This window comes from Jiangella sp. DSM 45060 (assembly GCF_900105175.1).
Lineage (GTDB): Bacteria > Actinomycetota > Actinomycetes > Jiangellales > Jiangellaceae > Jiangella.
On the sequence record NZ_LT629771.1, the window covers coordinates 1,229,278 to 1,250,555 of the forward strand.

General features: G+C 71.1%; 21 protein-coding genes. 20 read left to right on the top strand and 1 reads right to left on the bottom strand.

Annotated elements, in window-relative coordinates:
- Positions 1-105: 105 nt before the first annotated feature.
- From BLU82_RS05510 to BLU82_RS05580, 15 genes are all read left to right on the top strand, one after another.
- Positions 106-786: an isochorismatase family protein gene (locus tag BLU82_RS05510; protein WP_092616703.1), complete on the top strand. Its 681-nt coding sequence runs from the start codon at positions 106-108 to the stop codon at positions 784-786.
- 3 nt (positions 787-789) lie between these two features.
- Positions 790-1,572, top strand: a complete 783-nt coding sequence (locus BLU82_RS05515) for an ATP-binding cassette domain-containing protein (protein ID WP_092616706.1) — start codon at positions 790-792, stop codon at positions 1,570-1,572.
- The gene (locus BLU82_RS05520; protein ID WP_092616709.1) at positions 1,569-2,621 is read left to right on the top strand and encodes an ABC transporter permease; all 1,053 of its coding nucleotides are present in this window, start codon (positions 1,569-1,571) and stop codon (positions 2,619-2,621) included. Before BLU82_RS05515 ends, BLU82_RS05520 begins: the two co-directional genes overlap by 4 nt.
- 51 nt (positions 2,622-2,672) lie before the next feature.
- On the top strand, positions 2,673-3,674 hold the full coding sequence (locus BLU82_RS05525; protein WP_092616712.1) for an ABC transporter substrate-binding protein: 1,002 nt from the start codon (positions 2,673-2,675) through the stop codon (positions 3,672-3,674).
- Between the two features lie 31 nt (positions 3,675-3,705).
- Entirely contained in the window at positions 3,706-4,440 is a 735-nt protein-coding gene (locus BLU82_RS05530) for an SDR family NAD(P)-dependent oxidoreductase (protein WP_157740594.1), read from the top strand.
- A 17-nt stretch (positions 4,441-4,457) separates the two neighbouring features.
- Positions 4,458-5,222, top strand: coding sequence for an FCD domain-containing protein (locus BLU82_RS05535; RefSeq protein ID WP_092616718.1), 765 nt, complete (start codon positions 4,458-4,460; stop codon positions 5,220-5,222).
- A 73-nt stretch (positions 5,223-5,295) separates the two neighbouring features.
- Positions 5,296-5,691, top strand: coding sequence for a RidA family protein (locus BLU82_RS05540; protein WP_092616721.1), 396 nt, complete (start codon positions 5,296-5,298; stop codon positions 5,689-5,691).
- Positions 5,688-7,070, top strand: coding sequence for an amidohydrolase family protein (locus BLU82_RS05545; RefSeq protein ID WP_092616724.1), 1,383 nt, complete (start codon positions 5,688-5,690; stop codon positions 7,068-7,070). The genes BLU82_RS05540 and BLU82_RS05545 overlap by 4 nt, the downstream gene beginning before the upstream one ends.
- Before the next feature lie 144 nt (positions 7,071-7,214).
- Positions 7,215-7,937 (top strand): IclR family transcriptional regulator, encoded by a 723-nt coding sequence (locus BLU82_RS05550; protein WP_092616727.1) that lies wholly within the window; start codon positions 7,215-7,217, stop codon positions 7,935-7,937.
- Entirely contained in the window at positions 7,934-9,622 is a 1,689-nt protein-coding gene (locus tag BLU82_RS05555) for a hypothetical protein (RefSeq protein WP_092616730.1), read from the top strand. Before BLU82_RS05550 ends, BLU82_RS05555 begins: the two co-directional genes overlap by 4 nt.
- A complete protein-coding gene (locus BLU82_RS05560; RefSeq protein WP_092616733.1) occupies positions 9,619-10,398 on the top strand; it encodes a hypothetical protein in 780 nt (259 codons plus the stop codon). Before BLU82_RS05555 ends, BLU82_RS05560 begins: the two co-directional genes overlap by 4 nt.
- Complete coding sequence (locus BLU82_RS05565) at positions 10,399-11,370, top strand: dipeptidase (RefSeq protein WP_197682754.1); 972 nt, start codon at positions 10,399-10,401, stop codon at positions 11,368-11,370.
- Between the two features lie 38 nt (positions 11,371-11,408).
- Positions 11,409-12,572, top strand: coding sequence for a Gfo/Idh/MocA family protein (locus tag BLU82_RS05570; RefSeq protein ID WP_092616736.1), 1,164 nt, complete (start codon positions 11,409-11,411; stop codon positions 12,570-12,572).
- A 7-nt stretch (positions 12,573-12,579) separates the two neighbouring features.
- A complete protein-coding gene (locus BLU82_RS05575; protein ID WP_092616739.1) occupies positions 12,580-13,644 on the top strand; it encodes a Gfo/Idh/MocA family protein in 1,065 nt (354 codons plus the stop codon).
- Entirely contained in the window at positions 13,644-15,110 is a 1,467-nt protein-coding gene (locus BLU82_RS05580) for an FGGY-family carbohydrate kinase (protein WP_092616742.1), read from the top strand. The genes BLU82_RS05575 and BLU82_RS05580 overlap by 1 nt, the downstream gene beginning before the upstream one ends.
- 22 nt (positions 15,111-15,132) lie before the next feature.
- On the opposite strand, the gene BLU82_RS05585 is transcribed toward BLU82_RS05580, so the two are convergent.
- A complete protein-coding gene (locus BLU82_RS05585) occupies positions 15,133-16,080 on the bottom strand; it encodes a DeoR/GlpR family DNA-binding transcription regulator (RefSeq protein ID WP_197682755.1) in 948 nt (315 codons plus the stop codon).
- 21 nt (positions 16,081-16,101) lie between these two features.
- On the opposite strand from BLU82_RS05585, the gene BLU82_RS05590 reads away from it, so the two are divergent.
- The 5 genes from BLU82_RS05590 to BLU82_RS05610 all read left to right on the top strand — a co-directional run bounded on the left by BLU82_RS05590 (position 16,102) and on the right by BLU82_RS05610 (position 21,254).
- The gene (locus tag BLU82_RS05590) at positions 16,102-16,923 is read left to right on the top strand and encodes a BtpA/SgcQ family protein (RefSeq protein WP_197682756.1); all 822 of its coding nucleotides are present in this window, start codon (positions 16,102-16,104) and stop codon (positions 16,921-16,923) included.
- Between the two features lie 127 nt (positions 16,924-17,050).
- Positions 17,051-18,283: an extracellular solute-binding protein gene (locus BLU82_RS05595; RefSeq protein WP_157740596.1), complete on the top strand. Its 1,233-nt coding sequence runs from the start codon at positions 17,051-17,053 to the stop codon at positions 18,281-18,283.
- Positions 18,283-19,233 carry a carbohydrate ABC transporter permease gene (locus tag BLU82_RS05600; RefSeq protein WP_092616748.1) on the top strand — a complete coding sequence of 317 codons (951 nt, stop codon included), beginning with the start codon at positions 18,283-18,285 and terminating at the stop codon, positions 19,231-19,233. Before BLU82_RS05595 ends, BLU82_RS05600 begins: the two co-directional genes overlap by 1 nt.
- The gene (locus BLU82_RS05605) at positions 19,230-20,069 is read left to right on the top strand and encodes a carbohydrate ABC transporter permease (protein WP_092616751.1); all 840 of its coding nucleotides are present in this window, start codon (positions 19,230-19,232) and stop codon (positions 20,067-20,069) included. The genes BLU82_RS05600 and BLU82_RS05605 overlap by 4 nt, the downstream gene beginning before the upstream one ends.
- Positions 20,070-20,228: 159 nt before the next feature.
- Positions 20,229-21,254: a twin-arginine translocation signal domain-containing protein gene (locus BLU82_RS05610; protein ID WP_092616754.1), complete on the top strand. Its 1,026-nt coding sequence runs from the start codon at positions 20,229-20,231 to the stop codon at positions 21,252-21,254.
- The last annotated feature ends 24 nt before the right edge of the window (positions 21,255-21,278 follow it).

Below are 21,278 nucleotides of genomic sequence, written 5' to 3' on the forward strand. Positions count from 1 at the left end.
GCGTGATTCACAAGAGATAGACGTTGGTCACTATTGACACATGCCGTACTGCTCCGCCATGCTGCTCGCACTGCGGCGAACGGGCCGCTGGACGTAGGGAGCGACATGGGCCAGACAGGTCAGACGTACGTGCACAGCCTCGCGAATCCGGACCTGCGTGAGTTCTACGAGGCGGCAGGATTCGCGGGCCGGGTCGGCTGGGGCGAGCGCCCCGCGTTGCTGGTCATCGACATGGCCGGCGCGTGGACCGACCCCGGTGAGCAGATCGGCACCGACCTGTCGGCCGTCGAGGCCGCGACGGTGCGGTTGCTCGGCGTCGCCCGGTGCAAGGGCCTGCCGGTCATCTTCACCACCATGGCGTGGGATCCCAGTCTGGCCGAGATCGGTGAGGTCGTCCGGCGCAAGACCCCGCACAGCGAGAAGATGCTCATCGGTTCGGAGCGGGTCACGCTGCGCCCCGCGCTCGAACGGCGGCCGGACGAGCCGCTCGTCGTCAAGCCGCGTGCGTCGGCGTTCTTCGGGACCAACGTCGAGGCGATGCTCACGTCGGCCAAGGCGGACACCGCCATCGTCGTCGGCTGCAGCACGAGCGGCTGCATCCGCGCGACCGCCGAGAGCGCATTCAACCGCGGCTACCACGTCATCGTCCCGGCCGAGGCCGTGGGCGACCGGTCCGAGTCGGCGCACGCGGCGAACCTGTTCGACATCGACGCCCGGTACGGCGACGTCGAGCCGCTCGAGGCCGTCCTCGCCAGGCTGGAGACGCTCCCCGAGGGCCAGGACTGAGCCATGACGGCGACGGCACCCGTCCTTGTCGCGAGCGAGCTGCGCAAGTCCTACGGTCACGTGAAGGCGCTCCGCGGCGCGAGCCTGTCGGTGCGTCCCGGCGAGGTCGTCGCGATCGTCGGCGACAACGGCGCGGGCAAGAGCACGTTCATCTCGTGCATCTGTGGCGCCCTGACCCCCGACGCGGGGAACGTCACGATCGACGGCACGCCCCTCGAGCCGGGCTCGATCGCGTCGGCCATGAGCGCGGGACTCGCGGCGGTCTACCAGGACCTCGCGGTCGCGCCGCACCTCTCGGTCGTCGAAAACATCTTCCTCTCCACTGAGATCCGCAGCGGGGGACCGCTGGGCCGGCTCGGCGTCCTGGACCGGCGCACCATGCGGCGCGAGGCCGAGCAGCTCATGCACAGCCTCGGCATCGACCTGCCCAACCTGGACCGGCCGGTCGAGCAGCTCTCGGGCGGCCAGCGGCAGGTCGTCGCGGTGGCGCGGGCCGTGTCCCGCGCGAGCCGCGTGATCGTGCTGGACGAACCCACCGCCGCCCTCGGGGCGAAGCAGTCGCAGATCGTCCTCGACACGATCACGGCCACGCGCAGACGCGGCATCGCGGTGCTGCTGATCTCGCACGACCTCCCGCGGGTGCTCGAGGTGGCCGACCGGATCGTCGTCATGCGACTCGGCTCGGTGGCGTCGGAGATCGACCCCAGCGGCACGACCGTGAGCGACGTCGTCGCGGCGATGCTCGGCGAGAACCGCGAGAACGGCGAGGACAGGAGGACACCATGACCACCAACGCGGGAATCGTCGACGAGAACGGCGTGGCCGTGCGCGACCGGTGGTCCTTCGCCGCCGTCTCGACCACCTGGTACGTCCTCGCGGCCGTCGTGCTCCTCGTCGTCGTCTTCACCGTCATCGGTCCGGAGGCCCGGTTCGTCTCCGTGACGAACCTGCAGGCCATCGGGCGCAACAGCGCCGGACTGCTGCTCCTGGCCATCGGACTGGCGTTCGTGCTGGGTGCCGGCCACATCGACCTGTCGGTCGGTGCGAACCTGGTGCTGTCCTCGGTGGTCGCGGCGAAGACGGTCGTCCTGGTCTCCGGCGGCAGCGCGGCCGCGGCAGCCGGCGAGTACACCGACACCGGACTGGCGATCGTGGCCGGTCTCGTCGCCGGAATGGTCGCCGGCATGCTGGTGGGCCTGTTCAACGGGTTGCTCGTCACCCGGCTGCGGATCAACTCGTTCGTCGTCACGCTCGGGACGATGGGTGTGGCCACCGGCCTCGCACAGGTGATCACGGACGGCGCCAACGTGCCGTACCTGCCGCCGAGCCTGCAGAGCACGGTGGGCATGCGGACGCTGCTGGCCGTGCCCGTCCCGCTCGTCGTGGGCCTCGTCGTGGGCGCCGTGGCCGCGGGCGTCCTGGCGTGGACCCGCTTCGGCCGGCACACGCTCGCGATCGGCTCCAGCGCGAGCGGCTCGCGACGGGCGGGGGTGCGCGTCGAGGCGACCGCGACGAAGGTGTTCGTCCTGTGCGGGCTCATGGCCGGCGTGGCCGGATTCCTCGACATCACCCGGTTCGGCACGACGGCCATCTCCGGACACGAGACCAGCATGCTGCAGGCGCTGTCGGCGGTGATCATCGGCGGCACGAGCCTCTTCGGCGGACGTGCGTCGGTCGTCGGCGCCATGTCCGCGACCTTCATTCCCACGGTGCTGCTCGCGGGATTCGTCATGGTCGGCGTCGGGTCCTTCTACCAGAACATCGCGATCGGACTCGTCCTCATCGCCGCCGTCTGGATCGACGGCGTGCGCCGCGGGCAACTCGTCCCCCGATGAGTCCCGCATCGAACCTCTCGAACCTCTCGAACCTCCACGACAGGAGACACCATGACCACGAACCGGCTGCTGGGCCCGGCGTTACTCGCCGTCTCCGTCCTCGCCGCGACCGCGTGCGGAACGAGCGCTCAGACGGAGTCCGGCGGCGATGACGGCGGCGCGCTCGACATCTCGCTGCTCACCACCTACAACGGGCTGCCGTTCTACACCGCGATGCTGTGCGGAGCGAAGGACGCCGCCGCGGACCTGGGTGGCGGGATCGAGATCTCGACCGACGGCCCGTCGCGGGGGATGAACGCCGCCGACCAGGTCCCGGTTCTCGAATCCGTCGTCAACGCCGGTCCCGACGGGCTGATCTTCGTGCCGGCGGACCCGCAGGCCATGCTCGCGCCCGTGCGCACAGCGGTCGACTCCGGCATCGCGGTGGTGACCACCGACGCCGTGCTCGCGGACGAGGTGGCCCTGGCCCAGTTCCACGGCGACAGCATCGCCGGAGGCGCGCTCGCCGCGGAGGAACTGCTCACCCGCGTCGGTGACGCGGAGGGCAAGGTCCTCGTGCTCGACAACCGTCCCGGCCTGCCGCTCACCAACGAGCGCGCCGAGGGGTTCATCACCGGCCTCGAGGGCGCGGGCAACCTGGAGGTGCTCGAGACACAGTACTTCGAGGACGACCCCAACCAGGCGTCGTCGATCGTGCAGTCGAGCCTGCAGGCGCACCCGGACATCGTGGGCATCTTCGCGACGGCCGAGGCCGGCGCCACCGGGGCGGCGAACGCGCTCCAGGCGATGAACGCCGAGGACGTCGCCGTCATCGCCTACGACGCCGGGCCCGTTCTCGTGCGCGGGCTTCAGGACGGGACCCTGGACGCGCTCGTGGCACAGGGCTCGTACCAGCAGGGCTACGACGCGCTCACCCGGCTCGTCTCGCACCTGCGCGACGAGGACACGGCGGATCTTCCGTTCGACAATGTCGTCGACAACGTCCTGGTGACGGCGGACAACATGGACGATCCCGAGGTCGCCAAGTTCCTGTATCCGGAATCGTGCTCCTGAGGCAGGCGGTCGTGATCGAGGAGGTGGACGGGTGAGGCAGGAGACCGACGGCGCGGTCGTCGTCACCGGGGCCGCGTCCGGCATCGGCCGGGCCGTCGTCGAGACGCTGGTCCAGGCCGGTCGGCCGGTGGTGGCGCTCGACCTCGCGGACTCGGTCGGCGAGCTCGCCTCCGCGACCGTGCGCGCGGTCGTCGGCGACGCCGCCGATCCCGCGGTCCTCGCCGGCGCCGTCGACGACGGCGCGGACCTCGCCGGCGCGGTCACGGGCGCCGTGGCCGCCGCGGGGATCACCCGGGCCGGCACCGTCGACACGATGGATCTCGGGACCTGGGACGCCATCGTGCGCACCAACCTCACCGCGGTGTTCCTCCTGGCGAAGGCCTGCGTGCCGCGGTTCCGGCGAGCCGGCGGCGGGTCGTTCGTCGCGATCGCATCGCAGGTGGGCATGGTCGGGTATCCCGAGAACGTCGCGTATTGCGCCGCCAAGGGTGGTGTGATCAACTTCGTGCGCGCACTGGCGGTCGACGGCGGGCCCGACGGCATCAGGGCCAACGCCGTGTGCCCAGGGCCCGTCGACACCCCGATGCTGCGCGAAGGCTTCGACCAGACCGGCGAGGACCTGGACGTCGTGACCCGACGGGTACCGCTGGGCCGGGTCGGCCGGCCTGACGAGATCGCGGCCGCGGTCGGGCTGCTGCTCGGTCCCGCGGGCGGATTCGTCACGGGCGCGGTCTGGCCCGTCGACGGCGGCTACACGGCGCAGTAGACGAGTGAGGGGATGGCATGGTGACCGACGACCCGCGAGAGCGCGCGCTGCTGGAGCTCATCGCCGAGTTGCAGCCGGTGGGGGCGCGTGAGATCGGCAAGCGACTCGACGGGCCGCTGGCCGGACTGAGCGAGTCGACGCTGTCGCGGCTGCTCCGCCGGCTCGACTCCGCCGGCCTCACGGGGTCGCCGAACGGCAAGGGCCGCGTGCTCACGCCGGCGGGCAGGGAGGTGGCCGACCGGGTCGCCAACGAGCGCAGGTGGTCGGCCGAGCTCGGACCGCTGGAACTGCGCACCGCCCAGGACGTGGCCGACCTGTTGCACGCCCGGCGAGGCGTGGAGAGCGAGATCGCCCGTGCTGCCGCGCTGGCGGCCGGTCCGGCGGAGGTCGAGCACCTGTCCCGGCTGCTGGCCGGACACGAGACGTCGATGGACACCGAGGACGAACGCCCCCGGCGTGCCGTCGACTTCCACCGGGCCCTCGCCGATCTCGTCCCCAACCGCGTCCTGCGAGGACTGGCCGCGGTGGTGTTCGATCCCCGGTTCGACCACCTCGAGCAGGTGCTCGACGTCATCACCGAGAGCCGCGGAACCACCCGCCGGTCGACGAACGAGCACCACGAGCTCATGGACGCCATCGCGGGCCGCGACCCCGACCGTGCGGAGGCGGCCATGGCGCGGCACCTCGACCGCCTCATCGAGGACGCCACGACCGACGTCACGACCACCCGGGAGGCGATCGCCCTCTTCCTCGCCGCCCACCGAGGCACGACGCCCGCCTGACCCGACAGCGAGGCCGAACAGTTCCCCGCCCCGACGGCGGGTGCCCGATCACGCACACCGGAAGGTTCTTCGCATGCCCCTGCTCGAACAGATCAGCACGACCGAGGCTCCCGCGCCGAGCGCGTCGTACTCCCAGGCCATCGCCTGGGACCGGTTGGTCGCGACCGGCGGCCAGGTGGGCGCCGACCCGCGCACCGGCGCCCTGCCGGAGGCCTTCGAGGACGAGGTGCGCCAGGCGCTGGAGAACCTGCGCGCCGTCCTGCGCGCGGCGGGCACGTCGCCCGAGCGGGTCCTGAAGACCACGTGCTTCCTCACCGACATCTCCACGTTCCCCACGTTCGATCGGATCTATCGCGACTTCTTCCCCGACCCGCTGCCGGCGCGGAGCACGATCGGCATCGCGCTCGCCGGCGGCCTGCGGTTCGAGATCGAGGCGTGGGCCGTCCGTGACCCGGAAGGCCCCGCGTGACCTGGTTCGACACCGTCGTCCGCGGCGCCACGGTGGTGGCCGGGGGAGCGGCGCGACGCCTCGACCTCGGCATCCGGGACGGCCGGTACGCCGCCGTCCTCGAGCCGGACGCGCCGGCCGACGCGGAGCACGTGGTGGACGCCGGCGGCCTCGTCGCCACGCCCGGCGCCATCGACACCCACACCCACATCGACTGGCCCTATGACGGCACCCGCACGGTCGACGGCCCGCTCGGCGCCAGCCGTGCCGCGCTGCTCGGCGGCACCACGACGGTCGTCGACTTCGTCCCGCCGGCCGAGCCGGGCCGGAGTCTCGTCGACGCGTGCCACGAGCGGGTGGACGCACTGGGCGAGGCCATCGCGGTCGACTTCGCCCTGCACCCGATCCTGCTCGACGCGTCGACGGCCGTTCTCGGCGAGCTGCCGCACGTGGTCGCGGACGGCTTCACGTCGTTCAAGATGTACACGACCTACGAGGACCGCCGCGTCGACGACGGCGCGGCGTGGCAGCTCATGCGGGCCATCGCCCGACTGGGCGCGCTGCCGGGCTTCCACGCCGAGAACCACGAACTGCTCACCGCCACCCTCGGAGAGCAGGAACGGCTCGGCCGGCTCGCCGCCGGTGACTATCCGGCCAGCCGCCCCGCGCTCGCCGAGGCCGAGGCGATCGGCATGGTGTCGCTCTACGCGCGGCGCATCGGCACCCCGGTGTACATCTTCCACGTCAGCGGCGCGGAGGCGCTCGGGGCCGTCGAGGCGGCCAGACGCGCCGGGAGCGTCGTCCACGCCGAGACCTGCACGCACTACCTCGTCCACGACGATTCGGTGTTCTCCGGAGCGGACCCCTGGCGTTTCGTCATCTCGCCGCCCATCCGGTCGGCCGCCGACCGGGAACGGTTGTGGGAGGGCCTGCGGACCGGCTCCGTGACGACCGTCGGTTCCGATCACTGCGCGTACGAGTCGGGCCGCAAGGCCGCACACAGCGACGATCACCGCCATGTGCCGGCCGGGGCTCCGGGGATCGAGGCGCGGACGCTCCTGTTGTGGAGTGAGGGCCTGCACCGGCACGGCGTGAGCCTGCCCGAGTTCGTGGCGGCGAACAGCGAGCGCGCCGCCGCGGTGCTCGGCCTGACGGCGAAAGGCCGCATCGCCGTCGGCGCCGACGCCGATCTCGTGCTGTGGGACCCGGCCCTGCGCTGGCGCGGCGCCGACCTCCCGCCGTCGTCTCCCGAGACGTTCAGCCTCTACGACCGATGTGACGGGACGGGCCGGCCGCGGCACGTGTTCCTCCGCGGAACCGCGGTGGTCCGCGACGGTGCTCTCACCGACGAAGCGCCGCGCGGGCGCTTCGTGCACCGGCAGCCCCGATCGCCGAGGTGATGTCCCGGCGCGGCTGCCATCCGTCCTCGGTGGCGACCGTTCATGCACGATTGTGCACGATTACCCCTTGATTTGCCGCACCGCGTTCTCTAGTGTCTGTTTTAACAGGACGGCGTCCTGATATCACTGACGCAGGGAGTCGTGATGAGTCAGACCTACTCGACCTCGCTGACCACGCTCGCGGTGCTGGAGCGGGCCGGCCGGGAAGGGCGCGCCTTCCGGGCCGCCGACATCCGGGAGAGCCTCGGGCTCACCCGTGGACAGCTCTTCGCGCACCTGGTGACGCTGCGCGAGGCCGGCTGGCTGGAGCACCTGCCGGACAGCACGTTCCGGCTGTCGCTCAAGGCGCATCACCTGGGTCAGCGGGCACTCGCGCAGGCGGGCATCGGCGAGCGGGTCCGGCCGGTCATGGAGGAGCTCACCATGGCGGTGATGGAGGCGGTGTCGCTGGCCGTCATCGAGGGCGAGACCGCGCGGATCGTGCAGCGGGTCGAGCCCGATCGCGCCGTCGTCGCCGACTCCACCTATGAGAGCCGGATGGACCTGCGCCATTCCGCGTCCGGGCGCGTGCTGCTGGCCTGGGGCAACGCGACCAGCGTGGAGGCACTGCGGGCGTCCGGCGTGGACGTGCCCGGCGACGACGAGCTCGCCGCCATCCGCAGCCTCGGGCACGCCCTGTCCGACACCGACCTCGGTCTCGAGACGGTCGCCGTCGCGGTGCCGGTCTTCGACGCGCGTGGCGTGGCGACGGCGGCGCTGTCGATCATCGGCCCGGTCAGCCGGTTCGACCCGCACCGGGCACTGGACGACCTGCGCGCGGCCGCCGCCCGCATCAACGAGCTGCAGACCGGCGGCGATGCCCGATGACGGTCCGCGATCCGGCCCGGCTCATGCGCCCGGAGCGGCTGGCCGTGCTGCAGCCGAGCAGGTTGTCGGCCAGCCGCGCGCTGATGAACATGCTCGTCGGCGCCGACTGGTCCATCTCGCGGGTGACGTGGGACATCGACGACCGCGGCCGCGGCGAGGCGCTGTACCGGGTCGATGCCGGCGGGTACACGTTCGACCTCGTCGCCCTCTCGTTCGAACCACGGGTCGAGGGCCGCACCGCGCGCATCATCGGCCGGCACTGGGACATGATGGGCGCGCTCATCGAAGGACCGGTGAGCCCCGAGGTGCTCGAGCAGACCCGCTCCGAGCTGCCCAAGCTGTACGAGGGCCGCGCTCCGGAGGGCACGCTCGCGTGGGCCCGGTCCAACCGCAGCCTGCGGGCGTTCGAGCACGTGGTCGACAGCCTCGCCGCGGGCCGCCAGCCGGAGCTGGACCGGCTCGCCGAGGCCGGCTACATCCTGCGCAACACCGGGCTGGACGGCAACGGGACGTTCGGCACCCGCTCGTTCCTCGGCTACGACGAGGGCCACCCGCTGGCCGTGCCGTACTTCGCGCAGATGCTGGCCGCCTACCTGATGCGCGAGTTCGGCTTCGACCTGGCCGAGTCGCTGGCGCGCTCGCGCAGCGCCGGCGCGGTCGCGCTCGACCCGCGGGTGAAGACCTACCTGGGGCTGGGCAACGGGTCCGGGCTCGGACTCATCCTCTGGGTGCACAACCATCCACGGGTCGTGTCGAAGTGGATCGAGCTGCGGGAGCGGGCGATCGCCCGGGCCGCGGCGCTGGGCCCGGACGAGATCGGCGACGGCTTCGAGCTGCTGCGGGACCTGCTGGTCAAGGCGGCACGGCATCGGCGCCAGGACCGCACCCGCTACGACGCGTTCGACGCCAGCGACGAGGTCGCCCGCGACCTGGACCGCATCGTCGAGGCCGCCGACGACATCGCCGCCCGGACCCGGGCCGGCTCACTCGTCGAGGCCCCGCTGGCCGAGTTGCGCCGGCGGGTCGAACCGCTGGTGTCGCCGACGGCGGCCGAGACGCTCGACTCGCTGCTCATCGAGCTGGTGCCGGAGTATGCCGACGCGCTGCTGCGCGAGCTGACGGTCAGCGAGATCCTGGTGCGGACGCCGCAGTCCAGCGTCGGCGAGCTGAAGGCGCTCGTCGACCGCCAGTACGGCTGGGCGCTCGAGCTGGCCCGGACCGGCGTCCCGGACGATCCGCGGGTGCTCTACAAGTCGCGCAACGCCGAGGAGCCGCGCCGCGGGCCGCGTTCGGAGGCCGGCGAGGCGATCGACCTCGCGCTGCACCTGCCCACGCTGCTCGCCGGCCTGCGGCGCGAGCTCGACGAGCATCCCGACGAAAGCTCGGTCGCCCGCTTCCTCGTGGAGCATCCGCGCCGGCGGCAACTGGTCGAACGGGTGCAGGCACTCGCGGACGAGCCGTATCACACCCCGCTCATGGAGCTGCTCGGCGAGACGGTCAACCCGGCGCACATCATCGGCCTGGTCAACATCGCGTTCTACGGCCTGGACCGGACCAAGGACCACCTGCGACGCACGCTGCGCGGACTGCTCTTCCACGGCGCACCGACGTGGAGCGACCTGCGCGAGCGGGGGAGCACGCACTGGTTCTGGCCGGCCGAGCCGCAGATGGGAGCGACGGCATGAACCATCCATCCCTGGTCAGCGCCGAGGCACAGCCGCACGGGCGGTGGTCCGGCGACGAGAACGGCGTCATGCGGCTGAGTCCGCGCGAGACCCGGCTCGTCGTCGAGCGCAACCTGCTGCTGCTCGGCTTCGCGCAGAGCGAGAGCGGCCCGGTCCGCGACCTGTTCCTGGAGGCGCAGGCCCTGGGCCTCGGGGCGCTGGACCTGCTGGCCGGCGACTTCGACCGCATCCGCGAGCGCAACGGGCAGCGGGTCACGATCGTCAGCGACGACGCCGAGTTCCTGCGGGTCAGCGCGCACGGATCGTTCTCACTGTTCGTCGCGCCGAGCATCGTCGACCTCGTCGTCGACACGACGTTCCGGCACGGCCGCGCCGTGGTGACGATCGACGACGTGCTGCATCCGCGGCTGCTCGCGGCGCTGACGGCCTCGGCCTACCGCTACGGCGTCAGCGTCGTGGTGGTCGACGGCGGCGGCGTGGCCAGCGCCTCGACGGCCGACGGCGACGCTCACGACGTCACCGGTGACGTCGTGGTGATCGGCGCCCGTGCGCCCGACACCGGCCGCCCCGCCGGCGTCGCCGCCGTGGCGGGCGGAACGGCACTGCTGCGTGCGGCGCGTCAGGGGATGCCGACGGCCGCGAGCGTCTACTGGTCCGCCTACGACCGCGCCCTGCTCGCACTGGCCCCGGACAACGAGGTGTCCAGCCGGCATGCCGGCCCGATGATGATCGACGCCGACGGCGTCGTCCATGGCGAGTCCTTCGAGGAGCTGTAGATGATCTACGTCGACGGGCTGGAGAACAGCATCTACGACCGGCAGGTCTTCCAGGAGCTGCGCACCGGCCGCATCACCTGTGCCGTCGTCACCATGGCGTTCTGGGAGGACACGCTCGAGACGATGGACCGCATCGGCCAGTGGCACGACTTCGCCGAGCAGAACGCCGACCTCATCGTGCTCGCCCGCACCACGAGCGACATCGAGCACGCGGCGGCCACCGACCGTACCGCGATCATGCTGGGCACGCAGAACAGCAGCCCCATCGCCGACCGCGTCCGGTTCGTCGAGCTCTTCCACGACATGGGCCTGCGGGTCATGCAGCTGACGTACAACAATCAGAACGCCCTCGGCGGCAGCTGCTACGAGCCGCGCGACTCCGGCCTCACCCGGTTCGGCGCGCAGGTGGTCAAGGAGATGAACCGCGTCGGCATGCTCGTCGACATCTCGCACGTCGGCGAGCGGACCGGGCTCGAGGCCGCCGAGCTTTCCGAAAAGCCGATCGCCATCACGCACGCCAACGCGAGCTCGCTGGTACCGCACAAGCGGAACAAGGGCGACGACCTCATCAGAGCCGTCGCCGAGCGCGGCGGGATCATCGGCATCCCGACCTACCCGAAGATCTGCGGCGAGTACTACTCCGCGAGCCTCGAACGCTGGTGCGAGCTGATCCTGCGCACGGTCGAGCTCGCCGGCATCGACCACGTCGGCATCGGCACCGACATCGGCCGCAACGAGGACCAGGCCTACCTCGACTGGATGCGGGTCGGCCGGTGGACCAAGGGCGAGTTCTACGGCGCCGGCTCCGCCGCCTCGCCGGGCGTGACACCGCCGCCCGACTTCATGAAGACGACGGAGGGCTTCCCCGCCGTCGAGGCGGAGTTGCGCCGTCACCTGCCCGAGGCCGACGTCGCGAAGGTCATGGGCGGCAACTGGATACGCGTGTACCGCGACGTGATCGACCCGTCCTGAGCAGCACGAACCAGACGAGATCCAGAAGGAGACCTCCCGTGACGGAGAAGAAGCTCAACATCGGCGTGCTCGGGGTGGGCGAGATCGCACTCGGCCCGCACGGCGTGCTGCCCAACCTGCGCCACATCGCGCACAAGGTGAACCTCGTGGCGCTGGCCGACCCGGTCGAGGACCGGCTGGCCGCCGCGGCCAAGACCTACGCCGTCCCACACACGTTCGCGTCGCTGGACGAGCTGCTCCAGCTGGACGAGCTCGACGCCGTCGTCAACCTGACGCCGATCCCCGCGCACGGCGACACGTCGCGGCGCATCCTCGAGGCCGGCAAGCACCTGGCGCTGGAGAAGCCGGTCGCCACCACGATGGACGACGCGAACGCCATCGTCCAGCTCGCCGAGGAGCAGGGGCTGACGGTGGTCGTGTCGCCGCCGAACATGCTCTACCCGTCGCGCAGCGAGGCCCGGAAGCTGATCCGCGACGGCGTCATCGGCCGGGTGGCGTTCGCCCGGGCCCGCCCGTCCGGCGCGGGACCGGCCGCCGGCGCGCCGTGGCGGGACCCGTCGTGGTTCTACCAGGAGGGCTCGGGTCCGACGTTCGACGTCGGCGTCTACGGCATCCACGAGCTGCTCGGCCTGCTGGGCCCGGTGCGGCGGGTGACGGCGTTCTCCGGCATCACCGACCCGGTCCGGACGGTGCGGCGCGGCCCGTACAAGGGCCTGGAGATCCCGGTCACCGCCGACGACAACACGCTGATGCTGCTCGACTTCGGCGACTCCGTGTTCGCCACCGTCGACTCGACGTTCAACGTCTATGCGTCGAAGGGGCCGCGCATCGAGATCTACGGGCGCGAGGGTGCCCTGAACGTCAACTACAACATCAACCAGTCCGGGCCGGCGCCGCAGCTGGAGGTGTACCGCACCGACATCAACGGCAGCGAGTTCGACGGCTGGGTCGCGCCGAACCTCGGCCACCTCTCCGGCGCGGAGACGTGGGCGCTGAACCTCAAGCGCGCGCTGCTGGTCGACCACCTCGCCGACTGCGTCCTCGGCGGCACGTCGTCGGCGCTCGGCGCCGACCTCGCCCGGCACGCGCTGGAGATCATGCTCGGTGCGTACGAGTCCGCGCGTACCGGCGCGGCGGTGCCGATCGACTCCACGTTCACCGACGTGCAGCCGCCGGCGCCGTCGCTCGGCTCGCAGTGGTGAGGCCGCGATGACGGAACTCTCCGCGATCGTGATCGGGCTGGCCAGCGACCATGCGTGGTCCATGGCCGACGGTCTGCTCTCGACCGGCAAGGTCGCCATCGACGCCGTCGTCGACGGGGGCGAGCACCGGCGTGCCCACGCCCAGAAGCTGCTGGGACCGGTGACCGAGTACCGGTCCCTGGCCGACGTCCCCGACGACGCCCGGTTCGACATCGCGCTGGTCTGCTCGGACAACCGGGCGAAGGCCGACGTCGTCCCGTGGTGCCTGGCCCGCGGCAGCCACGTCTACATGGACAAGCCGCTGGCCGCCACCGGAGAGGGCGCGGCGGCCATCGCCGCGGCCGGTGGCACCGGCCGGGTGATGGTGGCGTTCCACACCGTGTTCGACGGCGTGCACGACGAGGCGAAGCAGCTGATCGCCGACGGCGCACTCGGCCGGGTCTACCTCGCTCGCGGGGTCGCGGGCCACGGCGGGCTGCGCGAGGGCGGGGTGTCCGACGACTTCGTCGACTGGCTGGTCGACCCGGACCGGGGCGGTGGCGGGACGTTCATCGACCAGGCCTGCTACCTGCTCGACACCTTCATGGACCAGCTCGGCGACACGATCGTCGAGGTCGACGGCGTCGCGGTGAACCTGGGGGAGCGCGACTACCTGCCGGCCGCGGTCGAGGACGTCTCGCTGGCCACCCTGCGTTTCGCGGGCGGCGCCCTCGGCGTCATCGACACCAAGTGGCACCAGATCGGTCCGTCGCCGCTGCGGCTGTCGTACCACGGCACGCGGGGCACGCTGATCGACTACGGCGGGCGCTGGGAGCTGCACACCGCGGCCGGCGTTGTCCCGCCACCGGCCTGGCAGCGGACCGGAGAGCACGGCGGCGTGGTCTCCTACGCCCGCACGACGCCGCCGAAGGACGGCTACTCGGGCGAGGCCGGCTACTTCGTGGCGCGCGTGCTGTCCGGCGAGCCGTTCCATCCCGCCCTCACGGTGACGGCGGCCCTTCGGGTGCAGCGGGTCATCGACGCGTTCTACGCCTCGGCACGGTCGGGAGCACGGGTCGCGGTGACCGGCTGATGGGCGTGCTGCTGGGCATCGACATCGGAACGACCGCCACCAAGGCGGTCGCGCTCGATCCGGCGCGCGGCGTCGTCGGGTCCTGGTCGCGCCCGGCGGCGATCGACAGTCCTGTCCCCGGCCATGCGCAGGCCGACCCGGAGCACTGGTGGGCGAACGTCTGCGCGCTCACCAAGGAGGCCGGTGAGCTGCCGGTGGACGCCGTCGCCGTCACCGGCATGGTCCCCGCGGTGATCCTCCTCGACGATGACGGCGAGCCGCTCACCCCGTCGATCCAGCAGAACGACGTGCGGGCCGAACGCGAGATCGCGGAGCTGACCGCGCGGCTGGCCGGTGCGGACGTCCTGGGGACGACCGGGTCGGCGATCAGCGCGCAGTCGGTGGGCCCGAAGCTGATGTGGCTGGCCAGGCATGCGGGCGGCGCGCTGGACGCCGCGCGTGCGGTGGTGGGGTCGTACGACTTCGTCGCCGCCCGGCTGACCGGACGGGTCACCGTCGAGGCGAACTGGGCGCTGGAGAGCGGACTGTGGGACCTGTCCGCCGCCGAGTGGTCCGAGCCACTGCTCCGAGCTGCCGGGGTGTCGCACGACCTGCTGCCGCCGGTGCTGGGCGGCGGCGAGCGGATCGGCGTGGTGACGGAGCCGGCCGCGGCGGCGACCGGCCTGCGTGCCGGCACGCCGGTGTACACCGGCGGCGCCGACCACGTGCTGTCGACGCTCGCCTCCGGGATCACCGAGCCCGGCCAGGTGCTGGTGAAGGTCGGCGGGGCCGGGGACATCCTCGCCGTCTCGCGCGAGCCGATCGTCGACGAGCGCCTGTACCTCGACCTCCATGCGGTGCCCGGGCGCTATCTGCCCAACGGCTGCATGGCGGCCAGCGGAAGCGCGATCCGCTGGTTCGCCGAGCGGCTCGCCGGTGCGGCGCCGTTGCCGGTCCTGGACGCTGAGGCCGCCGCGGTGCCGGCCGGTGCGAACGGCGTCGTCTTCCTGCCCTACCTGCTGGGCGAGAAGACCCCCGTCAACGACCCGCTCGCCCGGGGCGCGTTCGCCGGCCTGTATCTGGGCGCCGGCCGCGAGGTTCTGTACCGGGCCGTGCTCGAAGGCATCGCGTACGGATTCCGCCAGCACGTCGACGTCCTCGCGGACCTCGGCCTGCCCGTCGGCTCGGTCCGCCTCTCCGACGGCGGCGCCCGCTCACGGCTGTTCGCCGGCATCATCAGCGACGTGCTCGGCCGGCCGGTCGAACGGCTCGGCCCGCACCAGAGCTCGGCGCTGGGCGCCGCGTACGTCGCCGGCATGGGGGCCGGCGCGTTCACCGACTGGTCCGCCGTCGAACGGCTGGTCGACGTGGTCGACACCATCGAGCCGGCTCCGGAGCACGCCGCCGCCCACCTGGCCGGCTACGGCGTCTACTCGGCGCTCTACCCGGCGCTGCGGGGCATCCGCCCGCCCGGCGGGCGGCTGTAGCCGCATGGGCGCGCGGCAGCGGTCAGGCGCCGTCCGAGACCGATGGGTCGACGGCGACGCACGTGAGCCGCTCGCCGTAGGCCTCGCGGTCGGCCGCCGGCAGATCGTCATCGGTGATCAGATGGTCGATGTCGTCGACGCTCGCGACCGGGCACAGCGACCGGCGCCCGAGCTTGCTGCTGTCGGCCAGCACCACCGCGGCGCGCGCCGCGGCGATCATGGCCCGCTTGGCCTTGCTCTCCTCCAACCCGGAGTTGGTGATGCCCGCGACCGGGTCGACCGCGTCGGCGCCCAGGAACGCCCAGTCGGCGCGGACCTCGCCGAGCAGCCGGACGGCGTGGTCGCCGATGAGCGTGTAGACCCCCTCGACCAGTTGCCCGCCGGTGACCAGCAGCGTCCAGCCGGACTGCTCGGCGCTGAACTTGGCGACACGCAGGTCGTTCGTGACCACCGTCAGAGAGTTCAGCGCCCGCAGCCGCTCGACGAAGGCGTACGTGGTGGACCCGCTGTCGATCACGAGGATCTGGCCCTCGGAGACGAGTCCCGCGGCGTGCGCGGCGATGGCCCGTTTCTGGGTCAGCCGTTTGGTGCGCTTGAGCCGATAGGGGATGTCCTGCTCGCCCGGGGCGGCGACGGCGGTCGCGCCGCCATGGCTGCGCTTGAGCACACCGTCGCGCTCGAGCATCGCCAGGTCCCTGCGGATGGTGGAGACATCGACGCCGAACCGATCGCTCAGCGCGCTGGTCGTGACGAAACCGGTCGAGACGAGCTCTCGGCGTATGAGCTCGTGACGTGTGGTCATCAGCACAGATCCGCCCTCTTTTCCGTGTCCGATGATGCTACCGCGCTCGATCATGGACTGTTTCGCCTGGTAGGCGCTATCCACTGCCCTGTCGTGCACGAATTTACACGAATTTGCCTTGACGAGTGCGCGAAATCGGGCGTAGCGTCCTCCCACCGGCGCGTACACCCACTCGAACGAAGGACGACCGTGACCGTCATCACCGAACTGTTCGGCAAGCAGAAGGCCCTCATCGCGATGGCCCACCTGCCCGCCCTGCCCGGCTACCCGCTGTACGACGAGCGCGGCGGCATCGCCGCGATCAAGGCGGCCGTGGCCCGAGACGTCGCGATCCTGGCGTCGAGCGGGTTCGACGCGGTGTTGTTCTGCAACGAGAACGACCGTCCCTACAGCACCATGGCCGGGCCCGAGGCGACGGCGGCCATGACGGCGGTGGTCACCGAGGTGGCCCGCGACCTCACGATCCCGTTCGGCGTCGACGTCCTCTGGGATCCGAAGGCCGCGATCGCCATCGCCCACGCGACCGGCGCGGCGTTCGTGCGCGAGGTCTTCACCGGCGTCTACGCCAGTGAGCTGGGGCTCTGGGACACCGACGCGAACGCCGCGCTGAAGTTCCGCCGCGCCATCGGCGCCTCGAACGTGAAGCTGTTCTTCAACATCACCGCCGAGTTCGCCGCGCCGCTCGACTCCCGGCGCATCGGGCAGATCGCGCACAGCGCGGTCTTCAGCTCGCTGGCCGACGGCATCCTCGTCTCCGGTTCCGCGACCGGGGTCGCCGCGGAGTTGGAGAAGGTCAGGGAGGCCAAGGACGCGGTCCGCGACGTCGCCGTCCTCGCCAACACGGGGATCACCGCGGCGAGCGTCGGCGCCGTGCTGTCCGCCGCCGACGGCGTGATCGTCGGGTCCTCGCTCAAGAAGGACGGCAACACCTGGAACGAGGTCGACGCGGAGCGCGTGACGGAGTTCGTCGCGGCCGCGACGGCCAGCGGCCACTGGCGGCCCGGGGCCTGAGCCACCGGCACCCGGCCCGTCGGCCACGAGTACGTGACAAGGCACGCACCACCGACAACGAGGGAGCAAGGCAGTGTCCGGAACACATCGCAAGACCGCTGCTCTGGTGGCGGCAGGATGCTCCGCCGTGATCCTCACCGCGTGCGGCTCCGGCGACGGCACGGGTGACGGCACCACCGAGTCGGGGACGGTGGAGATCTGGCTGAGCGACTGGGGCCCCGAGTACGAGCCCTACTGGGAGGAGATCGCCCAGGAGTTCAGCACCGACGGCGTCGACGTCGAACTGCGCTTCGTCGGCGGCAGCGACGCCCACCAGCAGTACGTCACCGCCATCAGCAGCCAGACCGCCCCGTGCATCGGGCTGGTCGGGAACACCTGGGTGCCCGAGTTCGCCTCGCTGGGTGCTCTCATGCCGACCGGCCAGTCGGCCGAGGAGGTCCAGGAGCAGTACGTCTCCGCCGCCGCTGACAGCGTCACCTACGAGGACGAGGTCTACGGCTACCCGTGGAACGCGGCGGTCCGCGCCCTGGTGTACCGGGCCGACCTGTTCGAACAGGCCGGACTGGAGCCTCCGGCCACCTGGGACGACGTGGTCGAGGTGGGCGAGGCGTTCCAGGCCGCCTATCCGGACATGCACGGCTTCGGCGTCGCCGGCGGCGGGCAGTGGTACTACCTGCCCAACGTCTGGGCATGGGGCGGCGAGATCGCCACCCAGGAGGACGACGGCACCTGGGTCTCGCGCATGGACGAGCCGGAGGCGGTCGACGCCTACTCCTTCTACGCCGAGCTGCTCACCGAGCACGGGCTGTCGCCCGAGGGCGCCATGAACTGGAACGGCGGCGACCTCGTCAACGCCTTCAACCAGAACCAGATCGGCATGTTCGTCGCCGGCAACTGGGACCTCAAGAGCCTGCTGTTGCAGAACCCCGAGATGGAGGCCAAGGTCGGCACCGCGCCGATGCCGGAGGGCCCGGGAGGCAGCAACGCGACCTTCATCGGCGGCAGCGACTTCGTCATCTTCGACAGCTGCGAGCTGCCCGACAAGGCCAAGGAGATCGTCGACTACATCCTGGACCCGCAGCGGCTGGTCGAGATCACCAGCCAGCTCGGGTTCATGCCGGCGAAGCTCGACGCGCTGGAGCTGGAGTCGACGAGCGGCTCGTACTCGTCGGAGCTCTGGAAGGTGTTCCCCGACCAGCTGGAAACGGCGCGCTTCGTGCCGGCCACACCAGCCTGGGGCGGGGTCGAGGCCACCGGTGAGCTGGTCAACGCGCTGCACGCGATCATCGGCGGATCCGAGCCGCAGGGTGTCATGGACGGCCTGGCGCAGACCATGGACGACATCCTGGGAGACGGCTAGTGGCCGTCCGGTCCGACGTGCCGCGACAGGCGCCGCTGCGCCGGGCACCCGCCCGGCGCAGCGGGTCGTGGCTGGTGCGCGACCATCGCCGCTACTCCCTGGTGTTCCTGCTGCCGGCGTGCATCGCCATCGCCGCTGTCATCGGGGTCCCGCTGCTGAACGTGCTCTGGTTGTCGCTGCACGACGGCCGCGGCGTCGAGACCGGCGAGTTCGTGGGCCTCGAGCACTACACGGATCTGGTGACGGACACGCAGTACCTGAGCTCGCTGGTCCGGACGATCATCTGGGTGGCCGCGACCGTCACGATCAGCATGGTCGTCGCCCTGGCGGTGGCGCTGCTGCTGAACCGGCTGCCGCGCTGGGCCGGGCTGCTCGGCGTCGTCGTGCTGCTGCCGTGGGCGATGCCGCGCGTGGCCTCCGGCATCATCTGGAAGTGGATGTTCAACGACCAGTACGGCGTGGTCAACTGGGCGCTGACGTCGCTGGGGTTCGAGCGGTTCGACGGCTTCTCCTGGTTCTCCCAGGGTGAGACGGCGTTCGTCGCGATCGGCGCGGCGAGCGTGTGGCAGCGGGTGCCGTTCCTGGCCATCGCGCTCTACGGCGCGCTCAGCACCGTCGACCGCGGCGTGCTGGAAGCGGCGCGGGTCGACGGCGCCGGCGCGCTGCGCACCCTGCTGCGGATCACGCTGCCGATGATCATGCCGGTGCTGCTCATCCTCATCGTGCTGTCGAGCATCTCGTCGTTCAACTCGTTCGACTACGTGTTCGTCATGACGACGCCGGCCGGCGGACCCAACCACGAGACCGAGCTGGTGTCGATCCTCACGTGGGTCACCGGATTCGGGCTGCTGGAGCAGGGCCGGGCCGCTGCGATCGCCGTCACGTCGCTGCTGGTGCTCAGCGCGTTGACCGCCGTGTACTACCGCCTCAGCAGGGAGGAGCGCTCGTGAGCCGCCGGGTGACACCGCGCCGCGCGCTGACCGGCGCCGGGCTGTTCGCGGCGACCGCGCTGCTGATCGTCGTCTGCCTGTTCCCCTTCTACTGGATGTTCGTCACGTCGATCAAACCCGAGACGGAGATCTTCACCGAGACGCCGCGGCTGTGGACCACGAACCCGACGTTCGAGCGCTACGGCGCGCTGTTCGAGGGCGACTTCCTGCAGCAGTTGGTCAACTCGGCGATCATCTCGGTGGCGACGGTCGCGCTGACGCTGCTGCTGGCGGTCGTCGCCGCCTACGCACTGGCCCGGCTGCACGTGCGCGGCAAGACGGTCCTGCTGGTCGTGCTGCTGGCACTGCAGATGCTGCCGGAGATCGTCCTGATCATCCCGCTCTACCGGTTCGCCATCGACGCCGGCCTCATCAACACGCTGATCGGCGTCGTCGTCGCCAACCTGACGATGACCGTGGCGTTCACGATCTGGCTGGTCCGCGGCTACCTCGTCGGCATCCCGATCGAGATCGAGGAGGCCGCTTGGGTCGACGGGGCCAGCCGGTTCACCGCGCTGTGGCGGATCGTGCTGCCGCTGGCCTGGCCCGGCATCGCGGCGGCCGCCGTCCAGGGCTTCATCAGCGCCTGGAACGAACTGCTCATCGCCGTCACGTTCCTGCGCAAGGAGGAGCTCAAGACGCTGCCCGTCGCGCTGCAATCGTTCTTCAACGAGTACTTCGTCGACTGGGGCGGCGTCATGGCCGCTTCGACGCTGTTCTCCATCCCGATCCTGGTGTTCTTCGGGCTGATCCAACGGCGACTGGCCCAGGGCTTCGGAGGCGCCGTGAAGGGATGATCCGGCCCGCTGTGCCCAGCCGCTGAACCCGGGGCGGCTCCCGAGCCCGCCAGATTCGTGGACGGCCTCCGAGGGTTGACGGCGATTCACCCGGAGTGGTTTCATCGGGATCTTATCTCATACAACTCTGTTGCACTATACACAACAACTGGAGTTGCCATGGATGCCGACTTCCGACCCACTCCTGTCAGCCGTCGGCGGCTGCTTCAAGGTGCCGCAGCCGTCGGCGCGGCCACGGCCGTGCCGGCGATGCTGGCCACGCCGGCGCACGCGCTCGCCGGCTGGCCCACGTTCACCTATGCCGGCCTGCCGTTCGATCGGGAGAGTCTCGCCTACAACCCCACCGGCGAGCTCATCTTTCCCTGCATACGGCGAGCCGAGGGGCGGGCACCGGATCCGCTGGCGCGGTACTACCTGTACTACGCGCCGCATGACGCACCGGGCGGCATCTGTCTGGCGTACGGCGACTCGTTGTCCGGGCCGTTCACCGAGTACGCCGGAAACCCGATCGTGTCGCGCACGTGGTCACCGCACTACAGCGTCTCGCACGTCTCGTCGCCGCACGTCCTGTGGAATGAGTCGAATCGCCGCTTCTACCTGTACTTCCACGGCGAGAACACCACGACCCGGCTGGCGCGGTCCGACGACGGCGTCCACTGGACGTACGACAGCATCGTGATCACCACCGCGATGCTGCCGAGCAACGTCACCGAGACGTCGTACGCCCGGGTGTTCCGCCACACCATTCCGAGCAAGTCCAACACGTACCTCATGCTGTTCATGGGCAACCAGGCCGGCACCCGGAAGATCTTCCTCGCCTGGTCGAACGACCAGCGTGCGTGGTCGGTGCGACAGACTCCGGTGGTGTCCCCGGCGGCCGACGGTGAGGCACAGATCGGCAATCCGCACCTCGTCATCAAGGACGGCGTCCCCCACGTGATCTACAACGGCTCCTCGGGGCCGATCTATGTGACCCGGGTCGGTGCGGAGTTCGACCAGGAGGCACACCTCGGTGTCCTGCATCGTGGCTCGGCGGGCTTTCCCGACCACGGCCGTACGGCGGCGCCGTCGTTCGCCCAGGAGGGCGGCACCATCCACATGTTCACCGAGAGCGGCCCGAGGCTCGACGCGCGCATCGCCCGGTCGACGGCTCCGGCTGTTGCGGGCATCTCGTTCCCGACCTGATCGTCGACCGCCGGCAGTGCGGGG

What these genes read in the sequence shown, in the direction of transcription:
- BLU82_RS05510 (WP_092616703.1), top strand. Translation starts at nt 106, where the DNA reads ATGGGCCAGACAGGTCAGACGTACGTGCACAGCCTCGCGAATCCGGAC.
- BLU82_RS05515 (WP_092616706.1), top strand. Translation starts at nt 790, where the DNA reads ATGACGGCGACGGCACCCGTCCTTGTCGCGAGCGAGCTGCGCAAGTCC.
- BLU82_RS05520 (WP_092616709.1), top strand. Translation starts at nt 1,569, where the DNA reads ATGACCACCAACGCGGGAATCGTCGACGAGAACGGCGTGGCCGTGCGC.
- BLU82_RS05525 (WP_092616712.1), top strand. Translation starts at nt 2,673, where the DNA reads ATGACCACGAACCGGCTGCTGGGCCCGGCGTTACTCGCCGTCTCCGTC.
- BLU82_RS05535 (WP_092616718.1), top strand. Translation starts at nt 4,458, where the DNA reads ATGGTGACCGACGACCCGCGAGAGCGCGCGCTGCTGGAGCTCATCGCC.
- BLU82_RS05540 (WP_092616721.1), top strand. Translation starts at nt 5,296, where the DNA reads ATGCCCCTGCTCGAACAGATCAGCACGACCGAGGCTCCCGCGCCGAGC.
- BLU82_RS05550 (WP_092616727.1), top strand. Translation starts at nt 7,215, where the DNA reads ATGAGTCAGACCTACTCGACCTCGCTGACCACGCTCGCGGTGCTGGAG.
- BLU82_RS05555 (WP_092616730.1), top strand. Translation starts at nt 7,934, where the DNA reads ATGACGGTCCGCGATCCGGCCCGGCTCATGCGCCCGGAGCGGCTGGCC.
- BLU82_RS05560 (WP_092616733.1), top strand. Translation starts at nt 9,619, where the DNA reads ATGAACCATCCATCCCTGGTCAGCGCCGAGGCACAGCCGCACGGGCGG.
- BLU82_RS05565 (WP_197682754.1), top strand. Translation starts at nt 10,399, where the DNA reads ATGATCTACGTCGACGGGCTGGAGAACAGCATCTACGACCGGCAGGTC.
- BLU82_RS05575 (WP_092616739.1), top strand. Translation starts at nt 12,580, where the DNA reads ATGACGGAACTCTCCGCGATCGTGATCGGGCTGGCCAGCGACCATGCG.
- BLU82_RS05580 (WP_092616742.1), top strand. Translation starts at nt 13,644, where the DNA reads ATGGGCGTGCTGCTGGGCATCGACATCGGAACGACCGCCACCAAGGCG.
- BLU82_RS05610 (WP_092616754.1), top strand. Translation starts at nt 20,229, where the DNA reads ATGGATGCCGACTTCCGACCCACTCCTGTCAGCCGTCGGCGGCTGCTT.